Raw genomic sequence first — 16,079 nt, forward strand, 5'->3', positions numbered from 1 at the left:
AATATTAAAAATATTCAAAAACGTGTGAAGTTATCAAAAATATACTTTACACGTTTTTGTTATAGTTATATAATTCCATTATGCAAATTATCAGTTTTTTTAATAATGAAGTTTAATGGGTTTAAATTTTATTAAACTACACAAAAAAGTATTTCTAGATGTTTTTATGTTGAAAAGACATAATTATAATCATTAAGAGTTAATTTTTATAGTAAATTATCGGAAAATTTAAACTTAAAAGAATAGTTTGCTATTGATAAATTTAAAATGTTAAATTAGAATAGTTAGAAAGTTTAATAATTGACATGTAAATATATTTTATGGATAATTTACGAAGTGGTACAAAAAATTAACAAATTATTAATATTTTAAAAAGACTGAGTATTAGCAAGGTTTAAATTTTTTTGATAAGGGTATTTTAATCTATTTGGAAAAATTTAATATAGAGCGAGTTTAGCAGAGTCGATTGTATGTTTAAGGAGAAAGGAGCGGTTATTTAATGTCTACGAATGAATTATTAGAAATCCGAAATTTACGTACGAGTTTCCGAATTAAAGATACATACTACCCAGCTGTAGACAATGTTTCGTTAACGCTTCGCAAAAATGAGATTTTAGCAATTGTTGGTGAATCAGGTTGCGGGAAAAGTACTTTGGCAACATCAGTAGTTGGATTGCACAATTCTATTACTACAAAAGTTGAAGGAGAAATACTTTACAACAATCAAAACTTAGTTAAATTGACAGATGAACAGTTTAATAAGTTAAGAGGAAATGACATCGGCTTCATTTTCCAGGATCCACTTTCTGCATTAAACCCATTAATGCGTATCGGAGAGCAAATTGAGGAAGGGTTAATTTATCATACGAAATTAACTAAAGAACAACGTGAAAAACGTGTTATTGAGTTATTAGATCAAGTAGGAATTCCGAATATGCAACGTGTTGCAAAACAATTCCCGCATCAGTTATCGGGCGGTATGCGTCAGCGTGTTATGATCGCGATCGCATTATCAGGTAAGCCTGCAATCATTATTGCGGACGAACCGACAACAGCACTTGATGTAACAATCCAAGCGCAAATTTTAGATTTATTAAAATCACTGCAAGATGAAATTCAATCAGGCATCATTTTAATTACACATGACTTAGGGGTTGTTGCTGAAGTAGCAGACCGCGTAGCTGTAATGTATGCCGGTGAAGTAATAGAAGAAGCGCCGGTTGTAGAATTATTCAGAAATCCGAAGCACCCGTACACAAGATCATTATTGAAATCAATTCCTCAAACAAACAGTGAGGATGAAAAATTAGAAATAATTCAAGGGATGGTTCCTTCTTTAATGAAGTTACCTCGCCAAGGCTGCCGTTTCTCATCGCGTATTCCTTGGGTTCCGCAATCAGCACATGAAGCAAATCCACAGCTTCATGAAGTTGCTCCTGGCCATCTTGTACGCTGTACTTGCTGGAAAGAATTCCATTTTGAGGATGAGGAAGGGAGCGTAAATCAATGAGTTTCATGCAAGTAGAAGATTTAAAAGTTCACTATCCGATCCGAGGTGGATTTTTTAACACAGTAGTTGATCATGTTTATGCAGTAGATGGCGTAACGATGGAATTTGACCGAGGAAAAACTTACGGTCTTGTAGGTGAATCCGGCTCAGGTAAATCAACAACCGGTAAAGCGATTATTGGATTGGAGAAAATCACATCAGGTCGTATTCTTTACGAAGGTGAAGATGTTACAAATGCACGCCGTAAACGTGATTCAGCATATAACCGTGATATTCAGATGATCTTCCAGGATTCACATTCCAGTATGAATCCGCGTAAACGTGTATTGGATATTTTAGCAGAGCCAATTCGTAATTTCCTTAAGTTGTCTCCGCAAGAAGAGCGGAAACGCATTAATGAGCTACTCGCAATTGTAGGGATGTCAGAGGACGTACTTCTTAAATATCCGCACGAATTCTCTGGTGGTCAAAAGCAACGTCTAGGGATTGCCCGTGCTGTTGCATGTAACCCAAAAATGATTATTGCGGATGAGCCGGTTTCGGCACTTGATTTATCCGTTCAGGCACAAGTTTTAAACTTTATGAAGGATATTCAGGAACAATATGGAATTAGTTATTTATTCATCTCTCACGATTTAGGTGTTGTTCGCCATATGTGTGACCATATCTCAATCATGTATAAAGGCAGATTCGTAGAAACAGGGAAGCGTGAAGATATTTACACAAATCCGCAGCATATTTATACAAATCGCCTGCTTTCTGCAATTCCTGATATCGAGCCTGAAACTCGAATTGAACGTAAGGTTGAACGTCAGAAAGTTGAAGCGGCATATCGCCAAGAACAACATAAATATTACGATAAGGATGGAAAAGTATATCCTTTAAAATCGATTTCAGACTCACATAAAGTAGCAATGTCTGAAGATGAAAAGGAGCGTGTATAGTATGTGGAAAACGATAGTTCGCCGTGTGTTAATAATGATTCCGCAGCTATTTATTTTAAGTCTCCTAATTTTCTTATTAGCGAAACAAATGCCTGGTGATCCATTTACAGGATTAATTACACCGGAAACAGATCCGAATGTTATTGAAGAATTACGTGTTAAATCAGGCTTCTATGATCCTTGGTATGTACAGTACTACAACTGGATCACAAATGCAGCACAAGGTGACTTCGGTCAGAGTTATACATTTAAAAAGCCTGTTGCTGATATTATTGGCGACCGTGCAATGAATACATTATTACTCTCATTGCTTAGTGTAGTTTTCCTTTATGTGCTGGCGATTCCGCTAGGAGTACTTGCTGGACGTTATCACGATTCATTCTTGGATAAATCGATTGTACTTTACAGCTTTATCTCTTATGCAATACCAGCATTCGTACTGTATTTAATTTTCGTTTACCTGTTCGGTTACCGACTGATGTGGTTCCCGACAAGTGGTACGGTGGAAATAGGACTAGATCCCGGAACCTGGAGTTATTACTGGAGTAAATTCTATCATTTATTATTACCGGCAGCCAGCTATGCACTGCTAGGTACGACGGGTGTCATTCAATATTTACGTTCGGAAATTATTGATGCAAAAACAATGGATTATGTTAAAACAGCACGCAGTAAAGGTATACCGATGAAGAAAGTATACTCACGTCATATTTTCCGTAACTCTCTGTTACCGATTGCAGCGTTCTTAGGATTCACGATTACCGGTTTACTCGGTGGATCGATTTTCATTGAAACTGTATTCGCTTATCCTGGAATGGGTAAATTATTTGTCGAATCCATTTCAAGTCGTGACTACAGTGTAATAACGGCATTAGTAATGTTATATGGCTTCTTAGCATTATTAGGTAGTCTATTATCCGATATTATCTTAAGTATAGTGGATCCGCGAATTCGCATAGACTAATCAATTAATAATGACTAAGGAGAGGTGATTTTAATCATGGAAAACAAAAATGAACAGACAGTAGAAAAATTAGAATCTCAAAGCTCTCCACCAACTGGTATTCAAGTAATATGGCGAGAGTTTAAAAAAGATAAATTAGCAATGTTCTCATTAATAGGAAGTATCCTGCTGGTGATTGCGATCATGATCATGGCATTCTTCACTATAGATCAGACTGAAGTAATGAAAATTCAATTATTGGAGCGTTTTACTGAACCAGGTGTCCGAGGGTATATTCTTGGGGCCGATGAAGCCGGTCGGGACATGCTTGGCCAGCTAATTATCGGGGCTAAGAACTCAATTTTAATCGCAATTGCGGTTACTGTTATTGCCAATGTAGTAGGGATTGTGCTTGGTATTATTATGGGATATTACGGTGGTTTCATCGATAATTTCTTCATGCGTATTATTGATTTCTTTATCACTCTACCAACTACAATGATTATCATCGTAGTCGTAACAATCATTCCATCGTACGGAATATTTGATTTAATTTTAATTCTTGCAGCATTTCAGTGGATGTCGACGGCCAGACTTGTGCGATCCAAAGCACTTTCTGAAGCACGACGCGATTACATAAGTGCCTCTAAAACAATGGGTACGAGTGATTTCGCGATCATGTTTAAAGGATTATTGCCAAACTTAAGCTCGCTGCTTATTGTCGAAGTGACATTAAGTTTTGCGGGAAATGTAGGGATCGAAACAGGTCTTTCATTCTTAGGTTTCGGTTTACCACCGTCAACACCAAGTTTAGGGACTTTAGTAAGTTATGCTATGAACCCGATAATTTTATCGAGTAAATGGTGGGTATGGTTGCCTGCATCAATATTAATCTTAGTAATGATGCTTGGTATAAATTACGTTGGTCAAGCGTTACGACGCGCAGCTGACGCAAAACAACGTTTAGGATAATAAGGGAGGAAAAACAAATGAAGAAAAAGAAAGGTTTAATGCTGTCATCAGTATTTGCTACGGCATTAGTATTAGCAGCTTGTGGAGGAGACGACGAAACAACGACTGAGAAACCAGCTGAAAATACAGACGGCACAAAGACAGAAGAAAATACAAATGACGGCGGTTCTACTGCAGAATCTCCAACATTACCATCAGAAGTTACAAATGATGGAGAAGCAATTGAAGGCGGTACTTTAAACTTTGCATTAGTAACAGACTCTCCTTTCCAAGGCGTTTTATCTTGGGAATTATATGAAGATGGTTATGATGCTGATATTTTAGGCTTCATGACAAACGAAATTTTCGAAACTGATGGCGACTTCCTAGTTACAGATGAAGGAATCGCAAAATTAGATGTAGATGCTGATAACAATAAAGTTACAATCACTATTCAACATGATGATGTGAAATGGTCTGATGGTCAGCCATTGACTGTTGAAGACATCATTTATGCTTATGAAATTATCGGTCACCCTGATTATACAGGTATCCGTTATGACGCTGATTTCGAAAACATCATCGGTGCTGCTGAATATAAAGCAGGTACTGCAGATACAATCTCTGGTATTAAAAAGATCGATGATAAAACAGTTGAAATTTCTATGACGAAAGTATCACCTGCAATCTACTCTCTAGGTGATGGTCTATGGGCATACGCAGTACCGAAGCATCAGTTAAAAGATATTCCTGTTAAGGACCTAATTTCTTCTGAAGCAGTACGTAAATCGCCTGTAACATTAGGACCGTTCAAATTAGATAAATTAGTTGACGGTGAATCTGTTCAGTACGCAGCGAACGAGCACTACTGGAAAGGTAAACCGAAGCTAGACAAAATCGTATTACAAGTAGTACCTTCATCTTCTATCGGTGAAGCATTACGTACAGGTAAGTATGACATGGCGTCTTCTTTCCCTACAAACCAGTATGACGGCGTAAAAGATCTTGAAAACTTAACAATCTTAGCTCGTCCAGAGTTAGCATACTCTTACCTTGGCTTCAAGCTTGGTAAATGGGATGCTGCGGCAGGTACAGCAGGATTAAATATTACAGATGAAAACGCAAAAATGAATGATGTGAAATTACGTCAGGCAGTTGCCTACGCAATGGATATTGAGCAAGTAACTGAGCGCTTCTACCAAGGTTTACGATCTCGTGCAACATCATTAATTCCGCCAGCGTTCGCTTCATTCCATGACAACACTTTAGAAGGATTCAACTATGATCCGGAAAAAGCAAAAGCATTATTAGATGAAGCTGGATACAAAGACGTTGATGGCGACGGCATCCGTGAAGATAAAAACGGTGAAAAATTAGAAATCCGTATGGCAGGTATGTCAGGTTCTGATACTGACGAAGCAATCGTTGAATACTACCGTCAAAACTGGAAAGATGTTGGTTTGGATGTACAGTTAACGACTGGCCGTTTAATCGAGTTCAACAGCTTCTACGATAAAGTACAAGCGGATGATCCAGAAATCGATATGTTCATGGCTGCATGGGGTACTGGTACAAACCCATCACCAATGGGTCTATACGGCGAAGCTTCTTCATTCAACTACAGCCGTTTCGTAACACCGGAATTACAAACTTTATTAGCTGACATCGATTCTAAAGAAGCGGTTGATGCAGATTACCGTGCGGATGCATTCCGTAAATGGGAAGAGTACATGTTCGAACAAGCAACAACAATTCCAACATACTTCCGTACAGAAATCGTACCAGTTAACAAACGTGTGAAAAACTACAATGTTGACTATTCAAATGCTACTCAATACCACGAAATTGAGTTAGTAGCAGATTCACCAATTAAATAATTATTAACAGCAAAAAGCCGCTTAGAAAATTTCTAAGCGGCTTTTTTCATTGTTTTACTTTTTCAGCTGCATAACAATCGCTTCATCCGGTGTTACATAAAGTGTTTTTTGTTCAAAATAAATAACAAACCCAGGTTTTGCGCCATTCGGTTTTTTCACATGGCGGATTTCCGTATAGTCTACCGGCACAGACGAAGAGTCGCGTGCTTTAGAAAAATAAGCACTTAATACAGCGGCTTCCGTTAATGTCTGTTCATCCGGGTTTTCCGAATGGATAACAACATGTGACCCAGGAATATCTTTCGTATGCAACCATACTTCGTTGCGTTTTCCAATCTTGAATGTCAAATAATCATTTTGCTTATTATTTTTGCCGACCGAAATTGAAATACCAGAAGAAGATACGAATTTTTCCGGTTCTGGTTTTGTCGGTTTCTTTTTACGCTTTGCCTGGCGGATTCGAAGTAAACCTTGTTCTGCCAGCTCTTCACGGATTTCTTCAATATCTTTAGTTGAAGCTTGCTGCACTTGCTGTGTAAGCATTTCCAAATAGTTAATATCTTCTGTTGCTTTTTGCTTCTGTTCCTCAATCATAACTAACGCTGTCTTCGCTTTATTGTACTTTGTATAATAGCTTTGCGCATTTTCAATAGGCGTTTTTCTCGGGCTAATCGGTATTCTAACTGTTTCGGCGTTTTCGCTGTAATAGTTTTCAACGTCGACGTATTCTGCACCTTTTTCGAAATTATAAAGATTAGCCATTAATAGCTCACCGTAAAGTTGGAACTGCTCCAGATTTTGAGCACGTTCATAATCTTTTTGCAGCTTTTTTTGTTTCAGCTTTAATTTATTCAGTTCATTTTGCAGCCAGCGTTCGAGATCCCCGGCTTGCTGTTTAACCCGATCCCGTTTTGCACGGGCGAAAAATACACGGTCAAGCAGTTCACCAAGTGTTTTATAATTCGTAACAGCACCTGATAAATGTGTTAGCGCTGTCGGTGAGAAATAGATTTTTCCTTCCTGCTCAACATAGGTCGGGTTTGCACTCGTTGCGATTTCGTTCATCAGCTGTCTGCAAGCAGTTACAGCATCATTTGTCGTGATGCGGTGCAGTAATTCGTTTGCATGCAGTGGAGAGAAACCGGCAAACTGTTCGACGATGTCTTTAGTAGTCGGTTGTTTAGAGAAAACCTCTTTTAACTCTACGTCGGATAAACTTGTCAGTGCAATTTTCTGTTGTTGTGGCGGTGCGATATATTGCTGACCTGGTAAAACAGTCCGGTAGCTGTTCATCGATGGCGGCAGGTGTTTGATGCTATCAATAATGACGTCATTTTGGGCATCGATTAATAGCAAGTTGCTATGACGCCCCATAATTTCGATGACAAGCTTACGTTTTACAGCATCGCCGATTTCATTTTTACTGTCGATTTCAAATGTGATCACCCGTTCAAAGCCGTCCTGAACAACAGATGAAATAAAGCCCCCTTCAATATGTTTGCGTAACAGCATACAAAACATAGGCGGATCTGCCGGATTTTCGATCGATTGATCTGTTATGTGAACGCGGGAATAGGAAGGGTGGATAGAAAATAATAGTTTACTGTTTTGGCCTGCTGCACGAATTTGCAATACAACTTCAAGTGCATTCGGCTGATAAATTTTTGTAATACGTCCGGAAGTCAGGCTTTGTAGTTCCTTGCTCATCGAACGAGTAAATAGTCCGTCAAATGCCATCTTTATGCCTCTTTCATTAAATAAGTCTTTTTGATTGTTTAATCATACCATTTTTTCGTTCAAACCTGTAGTTATCCCAAAATACTATATATTAAGGAAACGTATTATTTATATGAGGAAGTATGATTAAAGCCTGTTGACTGCAATGGAGGGGAGGCGAGTGTTCGTGCTGACGGTTTCACCTTTCGCACTGTTAAAACACCAGCTGACGGCTAGCGCCTTTCGCTACAAGATTTTCTCTGTGACGAAAGCGTAAGCGACAGTCACAAGCAAGCTTCCTGCGGGAACAGCGAAATTTATTTTGCGACGAAAGCGTCCGCCCCGGAATGAAAAATAACTCTCTAATTATAGAAAGCCAATTCTTTCCTTCTTGCAAAAATAAAAAGTATTTTATTACATCCTATCTATGATAAAATATATATTTGGATAATAGACGTTAACGCAAAATTGATAACACATATGCTATAATTGAAACAATTAAGTAAAGAAGGATGTGACGAACCTTGGTACGTAGTATGACCGGATTCGGCAGGGGGGTCACAACAACGAAACACTTTCAACTCACTGTTGAAATTCGTGCTGTGAATCATCGTTTTTTAGAAATTAATACTAAGTTTCCAAAAGAATGGATGGAATCTGAAGTAGTAGCAAAAAAAATGTTGTCGGATGCAGTTTCTCGTGGGAAAATAGATGTTATCATTTTTCTGAAGGAGCTCCATGACACTGAACAGACGATTCAAATCAATTGGTCACTGCTCAATGCTTTTCTCCAGGCAAAAAAGGAGTTGTCACAAACAGTTCCGATGGAGGAAAAGTGGACAATGCAGGAAATTGTGAGTTTGGACCAAGTGTTGCAAGTTGAAAAAATTGAGTTCATGCAGGATGAGATTATCGATGCTGTAAAAAATGCTTTGGCAGAAGCAATCCAAAACCTCATTGCGATGCGTGATCGTGAAGGGCAAGGATTGCAGCAAGTGATGCTGCAGTATAAAGCAGACCTGGAAGCGCAAATTGCTCAAATACGGCAATATGCACCGCTCGCAGTTGAAAAATATCGTGAACGTTTAATGAGCCGCCTAGAAGAAGTAGCAAGCGGTCAATCATTGGACGATCGTTTACTTACAGAAGTTGCGATTTTTGCAGAGCGAATTGATATTACAGAAGAGCTGGACCGTTTAGAGAGCCATTTTAATCAGTTATCCGAAACTTTAACTGAAAACATTGCAATTGGACGCAAGCTTGACTTCATTATGCAGGAAATGAACCGGGAAATTAATACAATCGGTTCAAAAAATCAGTCTACCCAATGTTCAGCTGCAGTTGTGCAGGCGAAGACGATTTTAGAAAAAATGCGTGAACAAGTTCAAAATATTGAATGATATAAAGGAGTTACTTATGAAAAAACAACGTGGATTATTAATTGTTTTATCTGGTCCATCAGGTGTTGGTAAAGGGACAGTTCGCAAAGAGCTCTTTTCACAGCCGGATACGAATTACGAATATTCGATTTCAATGACAACACGTAATCCTCGCGAAGGAGAAGAAGATGGTGTAGACTATTTCTTTAGAACACGTGAGGAATTTGAAGCGTTGATCGAGCAAGGAGGCTTACTGGAACATGCAGAATTTGTCGGCAATTATTACGGTACGCCACTTGCATATGTACACGAAACGCTAGAAGCAGGACGCGATGTATTTTTGGAAATTGAAGTACAAGGAGCAGCACAAATTCGTGAAAAAGCACCAGATGCGTTGTTTATCTTTTTAGCACCACCAAGCATTTCCGAATTGGAACAACGTTTAGTTGGTCGTGGTACGGAAACAGAAGATGTAATCGCTCGTCGTATTGCTACTGCTCGTGAAGAAGTCGAAATGATGAGTTTATATGATTATGTTGTAGAAAACGACCAAGTTCAAAATGCATGTGATAAAATAAATGCTATCATAGTAGCAGAACACTGCCGTCGTGAACGTGTGGAAAAACGCTATTTGTCAATGTTGAGAGGAGAATGAAACCATGTTATATCCATCAGTAGATAATTTAAAAAAACAAATCGATTCTAAGTATTCTTTAGTGAGCTTAGCATCAAAACGCGCGCGCCAAATGCAAGAAGAGGGCGGCGAGCACTTAAACTCATACATTTCTTACAAACCAGTAGGAAAAGCATTGGAAGAAGTAGCTGCCGGAAAGCTTCGCAAAGTTCAACAAGACGCTTCAACTGTTTACGAAGACGAAATCTAGTTGGTAATGTAAAAAGAATACTCCCTGAGTAGAAGCTCCCTAAGAATTTTTCTTTGGGAGCTTATCCTTTGAAAGGACGGTAAAATGATGAAAAAAAACAATATACTATTGTGTGTTTCGGGCGGGATAGCAGTATATAAAGCGGTTGCGTTAGTGAGCAAACTGTCTCAGGCAGGCTTTAACGTAAAAGTGATTATGACAGCTTCTGCACAAAAGTTCGTTACCCCTTTAAGCTTCCAAGTGATGTCTAAAAACGACGTGTTTTTTGATACTTTCGATGAAAAAGATTCCAATGTCATTGCCCATATTGATTTGGCAGATTGGGCGGATTTAGTTATCGTAGCTCCTGCAACAGCCAATATGATTGCGAAAATGGCACATGGTATGGCCGATGATATGGTGTCAACAACCTTACTTGCAACAACTGCACCTGTATGGGTGGCACCGGCGATGAATGTACATATGTATGAACATCCGGCCGTTTTACGGAATATTACACAACTTCATGAAGATGGCATCCGCTTTATCGAACCGTCTGAAGGATTTTTGGCATGCGGCTATGTAGGGAAAGGGCGTCTGGAAGAGCCGGAAAAAATTACGGCAATTGTAGAAAAGTATTTCCGTGAACAATCGGGAAGCGATGGACAATGAGATTTGCACAAGTAATCGTTGATGTTTCCGCATATCCGGTTGACCGTCCTTTCGATTATTTAATACCGGAAGATTGGGAAGAGCTGGTTGACATAGGCTGCCGTGTCAAAGTGCCGTTCGGACCGCGTAATGTCCTTGGATTTGTCGTCGGCATTACAACTGAATCAGACGTACCGGCAGAAAAAATAAAGCCGATTTCGGAAATACTTGATTTGGAAGCTATTTTAACTGAGGAAATGCTGAGCCTGGCAAAATGGCTGAAGCACCAAACAATCTGCTACGAAATTGATGCATTACAAGTAATGCTGCCTGGTGCGTTGCGCGCGAAGTATGAAAAGTATGCAGTCTTACAAGGTGAAGTGTCACAATTACCGCAAATGCTGCAATCGTACTTTGAGAAAACTGAAAAAGTGAATTTAGTCCAATTTGAAAAGGCAAATTTATTAAATCCAGTAAAACGCGCAGTAAAAGACGGACTTCTCAATATTGAAAATGAAGTAAAACAAAAAGGCCAAGTAAAACAAGTACGTAAGGTCCAAATATATTCCCGTGAACAAATAGAAGAAGTTATGGGACAAATGGGGAAACGGGCACCGAAGCAGCTGGCATTAATGGAATGGATGCAGGAGCATGCGGGAGCCGTCGTTTTACCGGAACAAATTTATGAAGCCGTTCAAGTGACAAGCAGTGTATTAAACAGTGTCATTGATAAAGGGGCAGCAGCGTATATACAAGAAGAAGTTTACCGCGATCCATTTACAAAAGAAGTCGTGAAAACAGACTTCTTACAAATGACAGATGAGCAAGACGTGGCACTGAAAAAAATTACGGAAGCGATAGATGATAAGCGTCAAGAGACTTTTCTACTTCACGGCATTACAGGCAGCGGGAAAACAGAAGTGTATTTGCAGGCGATCCAGCGTACAATCGCAGACGGAAAAGAAGCGATTGTACTCGTACCTGAAATATCCTTAACACCGCAAATGACAGAGCGTTTCAAATCGCGTTTCGGCAATGAAGTAGCGGTTATGCATAGCGGATTGTCTGTCGGTGAAAAATATGATGAGTGGCGGAAAGTGCAGCAAGGGAAAGTTAAGGTAGTAGTAGGTGCGCGGTCAGCTATTTTTGCACCGTTTAAAAATCTCGGGCTGCTTATATTGGATGAAGAACATGAGTCAACATATAAGCAGGAAGATTCACCCCGCTATCATGCACGGGATGTCGCGATATGGCGCGGAAATTATTATAATTGCCCTGTTATTTTAGGGAGTGCGACACCTGCATTAGAATCTTTTGCACGTGCGAAAAAAGGTGTATATACATTGCTGACATTATCGCAGCGGGCAAAAAATCAGGCATTGCCGTCTGTTCAGATTATCGATATGCGGGAACAGCTTCAGGCAGGAAACCGCTCGATGTTTTCTGAGCCGCTTATGGAGGCATTAAGGGACCGTCTCGATAAAAAAGAGCAGACCGTGCTGTTTTTAAATCGCCGCGGCTATTCATCGTTTGTATTATGCAGGGATTGCGGAACAACAGTGCAATGTCCGAACTGTGATATTTCGTTAACGTATCACCGCTATCAGGAAAAGCTGAAATGCCATTATTGCGGTCACGATGAATATATTCCGGAAACATGTCCGGAATGCCTAAGTGAAAACATCCGTTATTTCGGTACCGGAACGCAAAAGGTGGAAGAAGAAATATACAAGCTGTTTCCGGAAGCGCGTGTCATGCGGATGGATGTCGATACGACCAAACAAAAAGGGGCACATGAAAAAATGCTCGATGCGTTCGGTCGAGGGGAAGCGGATATTCTGCTCGGTACGCAAATGATCGCAAAAGGACTTGATTTCCCGAATATTACATTAGTCGGCGTATTGAGTGCCGATACATCGCTTCATTTACCGGATTACCGGGCTGCAGAAAAAACATTCCAGCTTATGACGCAAGTTAGTGGACGGGCAGGACGACATAATAAGCTTGGGGAAGTATATATCCAGACGTACACACCGGAGCATTATGCGATCCAGCTGTCTAAAGATCAGCATTATACACCATTTTATGAACGCGAAATGCATGCAAGGCATATTGCAGGATATCCGCCTTATTATTATATTGCGCTTATTCAAGTTTCGCATGAAGATGTCATGTTTGCTGCAGAATATGCAGGACGTGTAGCGGAGTATTTGCGTTCCAATTTATCATTTAATGTTTCCGTTATTGGACCGACAACAGCCAGTATCGCTCGTCTCCAAAATAGATATCGTTATCAATGTTTGATAAAATATAAAGTAGAGCCAAATTTGATTCCGGTTCTTTTACAGCTTATAAAACTGTATCGATCGGAATGGATTAAAAAAGGCATTGTGCTAACAGTTGATTTAGATCCGACAATGATCTAATGCATATAGAAAGAGGTATTAAAATGGCAATTAAAGAAGTTGTGAAAAACCCAGCGAATGTATTATCACAAAAAACGAGAGAAGTTGAAGTAATCGATGAAAATATCATTCAGCTTTTAGATGATTTATATGACACGATGGTAGAAAATGATGGTGTAGGCATTGCTGCACCTCAAATTAATGTTGATTTACGTGTAGCAATCGTAGAATTAGGCGAAGATATTTTAGAAATGATCAACCCGATCGTAATTGAAACACGTGGTGAAGAAGAAGACGTAGAAGGCTGTTTAAGTTTCCCGGACCTGTTTGGAATGGTCAAGCGTCCAACATACGTAAAAATCGAAGCATCTGACCGTGAAGGGCGTATTTATGAACTTGAAGCAGAAGACTTTGAAGCACGCTGTATTTTGCATGAAATCGATCATTTAGAAGGTGTATTATTTGATTCGAAAATGACGCGTGTATTAACAGAGAAAGAATTAGAAGAGCTATACGCGGACGCTGAGGAGGAATAATCGATGATAAAAATCGTATTTATGGGAACACCTGCCTTTTCAGCGCCAATTTTGCGTATGCTTCATGAAGAAGGCTATGACATCGCAGCAGTTGTGACACAGCCGGACCGTCCAGTTGGTCGTAAAAAAGTATTAACGCCGCCACCTGTGAAAGAGGAAGCATTACAACTAGGTTTACCGGTTATTCAGCCGGAAAAGCTGCGCGGTTCACAGGAGCTGGAAGAAATCTTGGCGTTAAATGCAGACCTTGTCGTAACTGCGGCATTTGGACAGATTTTGCCGAAAGAACTGCTTGATGCACCGCGATTAGGTTGCATCAATGTCCATGCGTCATTATTGCCTGCATATCGAGGCGGTGCACCAATTCATCAGGCAATTATTGATGGACAGGCAACAACAGGTGTAACGATTATGTATATGGCGGAAAAACTGGATGCCGGGGATATTATTTCACAACGGGAAATTGCTATTGAAGATACGGACAATACGGGCATAATGTTTGATAAATTAAGTGCTGTTGGTCGCGAACTATTAAAAGAAACAATGCCATCGATTATCGACGGGACAAATGCCCGCGTTCCACAGGATGAATCACTCGTAACATTTGCGCGCAATATTAGCCGCGAACAGGAGTTGATTGATTGGAATAATGAAGCGCGTGCATTGTATAATCAAGTGCGCGGATTATCCCCTTGGCCTGTTGCCTATACGACATTTGAAGGGGCTAACTTTAAAGTCTGGGCGGCAAAGGTTGGCGAGACTGCAACAAATGCTGCACCGGGAGAAGTCGTGAAAATTGGAAAAGACCATTTTGAAGTAGCGACAGGCGATGGCGGTACATTAGCGCTGTATGATGTACAACCTGCAGGGAAGAAACGCATGACAGCAGAAGAGTTTTTACGTGGTACGGGCTCGAAATTACAGATTGGGGACCGTTTTGAATGAGTAAAAAGAAACAAGTGATTTGGGATGGTAATGTTCGGGATGCCGCTTTAACGATATTATTGACGGTCGATAAAAGCCAGGCGTACAGTAATTTATTATTACACCAAACAATTGAGAAATATAAAATCGATGCAAAAGACCGTGGCCTGTTAACAGAGCTCACATATGGAACATTGCAGCATAAACTGACACTGGATTATTATCTGGAGCCATTTATCCGCGGTAAAGTGGATATTTGGGTGCGTTGGCTGTTGCGTATGTCACTCTATCAAATGCAGTATTTAACGCGTATTCCTGCGCATGCTGCTGTAAATGAAGCAGTGGAAATTGCAAAGCGCCGCGGCCATAAAGGGATTGCCTCAATGGTGAACGGTATTTTACGTTCGATTTTACGTGAAGGTGTTCGTTCGACCGATTTAATAGAAGATGCAAATGAGCGTCTGGCAGTCGAAACAAGTCATCCACAGTGGCTCGTCGATCGCTGGGTTGAAAGCTACGGCTATGAGAATACACGTGAAATGCTTCTTGAAAATAATATTGCACCACTGCAGACAGTTCGTGTCAACACGACAAAAGCGACTGTCGAGCAAGTATTGACTACGCTTGAACGTGAAGGTGTAAAAGCGCGCCGCAGTGAATATATACTCGAATGTCTGCATCTTGAAAACGGGCAGGCTGCACGTACAGGAGCGTTCCGAAACGGGCTTATTACAATTCAGGATGAAAGCTCGATGCTGCCGGCAAAAGTGCTGAATCCGCAGCCAGGTATGAAAGTACTTGATATGTGTGCAGCACCAGGCGGAAAAACAACACATCTTGCAGAAGTTATGAAAAATGAAGGCTCGATTTTAGCAACCGATCTACATCCGAAAAAATTGGATTTAATCGAGGAGAATGTCGCGCGTCTTGGATTGAATATTATCGAAACAGCGCCTCTTGACGGAAGAAAAGCAGCAAGCTTTTTACAAAAGGAAGGCTATGATGCGATTTTGGTCGATGCACCATGCTCAGGGTTGGGCGTAATGCGACGCAAGCCGGATATTAAATATACGAAGCGTGAAGAAGATTTAGAGAGCCTGCAAACAATTCAGCTTTCGATTTTAGATAATGCAGTACAGCTATTGAAAGAAGACGGACGACTAGTGTATTCAACATGCACAGTAGACCGCAGTGAAAACGAAGGTACGGTACAAGCCTTCTTAAAAGAGCACCCTGAAATGAACTTGGTGCCAATTGAAAATTTACCAACACAACTAGAAGCGAAGCAACAGGACGGGATGCTGCAAGTATTCCCGCAAGATATAGGCAGTGACGGATTTTTCGTAGCTGCATTCGTAAAAAAAGGAGCGTCCAATTAAC

The 16,079-nt window shown here is 40.2% G+C and carries 13 protein-coding genes and 1 pseudogene; 13 read left to right on the top strand and 1 reads right to left on the bottom strand.

The window, feature by feature from the left end; translation table 11 throughout:
* Positions 1–499: 499 nt before the first annotated feature.
* Genes B5473_RS11020 through opp4A form a run of 5 tightly spaced genes read left to right on the top strand, consistent with a single transcriptional unit; the run spans position 500 to position 6,225 of the window.
* Positions 500–1,510, top strand: a complete 1,011-nt coding sequence (locus B5473_RS11020; protein WP_079525080.1) for an ABC transporter ATP-binding protein — start codon at positions 500–502, stop codon at positions 1,508–1,510.
* Complete coding sequence (locus B5473_RS11025) at positions 1,507–2,454, top strand: ATP-binding cassette domain-containing protein (RefSeq protein WP_079525082.1); 948 nt, start codon at positions 1,507–1,509, stop codon at positions 2,452–2,454. Before B5473_RS11020 ends, B5473_RS11025 begins: the two co-directional genes overlap by 4 nt.
* A gap of 1 nt (position 2,455) precedes the next feature.
* Positions 2,456–3,418: an oligopeptide ABC transporter permease gene (opp4B, locus tag B5473_RS11030; RefSeq protein ID WP_079525084.1), complete on the top strand. Its 963-nt coding sequence runs from the start codon at positions 2,456–2,458 to the stop codon at positions 3,416–3,418.
* Between the two features lie 36 nt (positions 3,419–3,454).
* Positions 3,455–4,369, top strand: a complete 915-nt coding sequence (locus tag B5473_RS11035) for an ABC transporter permease (RefSeq protein ID WP_079525086.1) — start codon at positions 3,455–3,457, stop codon at positions 4,367–4,369.
* 17 nt (positions 4,370–4,386) lie between these two features.
* Complete coding sequence (opp4A, locus tag B5473_RS11040) at positions 4,387–6,225, top strand: oligopeptide ABC transporter substrate-binding protein (protein WP_079525088.1); 1,839 nt, start codon at positions 4,387–4,389, stop codon at positions 6,223–6,225.
* Positions 6,226–6,279: 54 nt separating this feature from the next.
* Here opp4A and B5473_RS11045 read toward each other — a convergent pair whose 3' ends face one another.
* On the bottom strand, positions 6,280–7,962 hold the full coding sequence (locus tag B5473_RS11045) for an Rqc2 family fibronectin-binding protein (RefSeq protein WP_079525090.1): 1,683 nt from the start codon (positions 7,960–7,962) through the stop codon (positions 6,280–6,282).
* A 503-nt stretch (positions 7,963–8,465) separates the two neighbouring features.
* Between B5473_RS11045 and B5473_RS11050 the strand changes: the two genes are divergently transcribed.
* The 8 genes and pseudogenes from B5473_RS11050 (at position 8,466) to rsmB (ending at position 16,078) form a co-directional block, all read left to right on the top strand.
* A complete protein-coding gene (locus B5473_RS11050) occupies positions 8,466–9,341 on the top strand; it encodes a YicC/YloC family endoribonuclease (RefSeq protein ID WP_079525092.1) in 876 nt (291 codons plus the stop codon).
* A gap of 16 nt (positions 9,342–9,357) precedes the next feature.
* The gene (gene gmk, locus B5473_RS11055) at positions 9,358–9,975 is read left to right on the top strand and encodes a guanylate kinase (RefSeq protein WP_079525094.1); all 618 of its coding nucleotides are present in this window, start codon (positions 9,358–9,360) and stop codon (positions 9,973–9,975) included.
* A gap of 4 nt (positions 9,976–9,979) precedes the next feature.
* The gene (gene rpoZ, locus B5473_RS11060) at positions 9,980–10,204 is read left to right on the top strand and encodes a DNA-directed RNA polymerase subunit omega (RefSeq protein WP_079525096.1); all 225 of its coding nucleotides are present in this window, start codon (positions 9,980–9,982) and stop codon (positions 10,202–10,204) included.
* 84 nt (positions 10,205–10,288) lie between these two features.
* A pseudogene (gene coaBC / locus B5473_RS11065) lies at positions 10,289–10,837 on the top strand (bifunctional phosphopantothenoylcysteine decarboxylase/phosphopantothenate--cysteine ligase CoaBC); the annotation flags it as partial.
* A 14-nt stretch (positions 10,838–10,851) separates the two neighbouring features.
* On the top strand, positions 10,852–13,260 hold the full coding sequence (gene priA, locus B5473_RS11070; protein ID WP_079525100.1) for a primosomal protein N': 2,409 nt from the start codon (positions 10,852–10,854) through the stop codon (positions 13,258–13,260).
* A gap of 23 nt (positions 13,261–13,283) precedes the next feature.
* The gene (gene def / locus B5473_RS11075) at positions 13,284–13,775 is read left to right on the top strand and encodes a peptide deformylase (RefSeq protein ID WP_079525101.1); all 492 of its coding nucleotides are present in this window, start codon (positions 13,284–13,286) and stop codon (positions 13,773–13,775) included.
* A gap of 3 nt (positions 13,776–13,778) precedes the next feature.
* Positions 13,779–14,720 carry a methionyl-tRNA formyltransferase gene (fmt, locus tag B5473_RS11080; RefSeq protein ID WP_079525103.1) on the top strand — a complete coding sequence of 314 codons (942 nt, stop codon included), beginning with the start codon at positions 13,779–13,781 and terminating at the stop codon, positions 14,718–14,720.
* Complete coding sequence (gene rsmB / locus B5473_RS11085) at positions 14,717–16,078, top strand: 16S rRNA (cytosine(967)-C(5))-methyltransferase RsmB (protein ID WP_079525105.1); 1,362 nt, start codon at positions 14,717–14,719, stop codon at positions 16,076–16,078. The genes fmt and rsmB overlap by 4 nt, the downstream gene beginning before the upstream one ends.
* Position 16,079 lies beyond the last annotated feature (1 nt).

This window comes from Solibacillus isronensis, from assembly GCF_900168685.1.
GTDB lineage: Bacteria > Bacillota > Bacilli > Bacillales_A > Planococcaceae > Solibacillus > Solibacillus isronensis_A.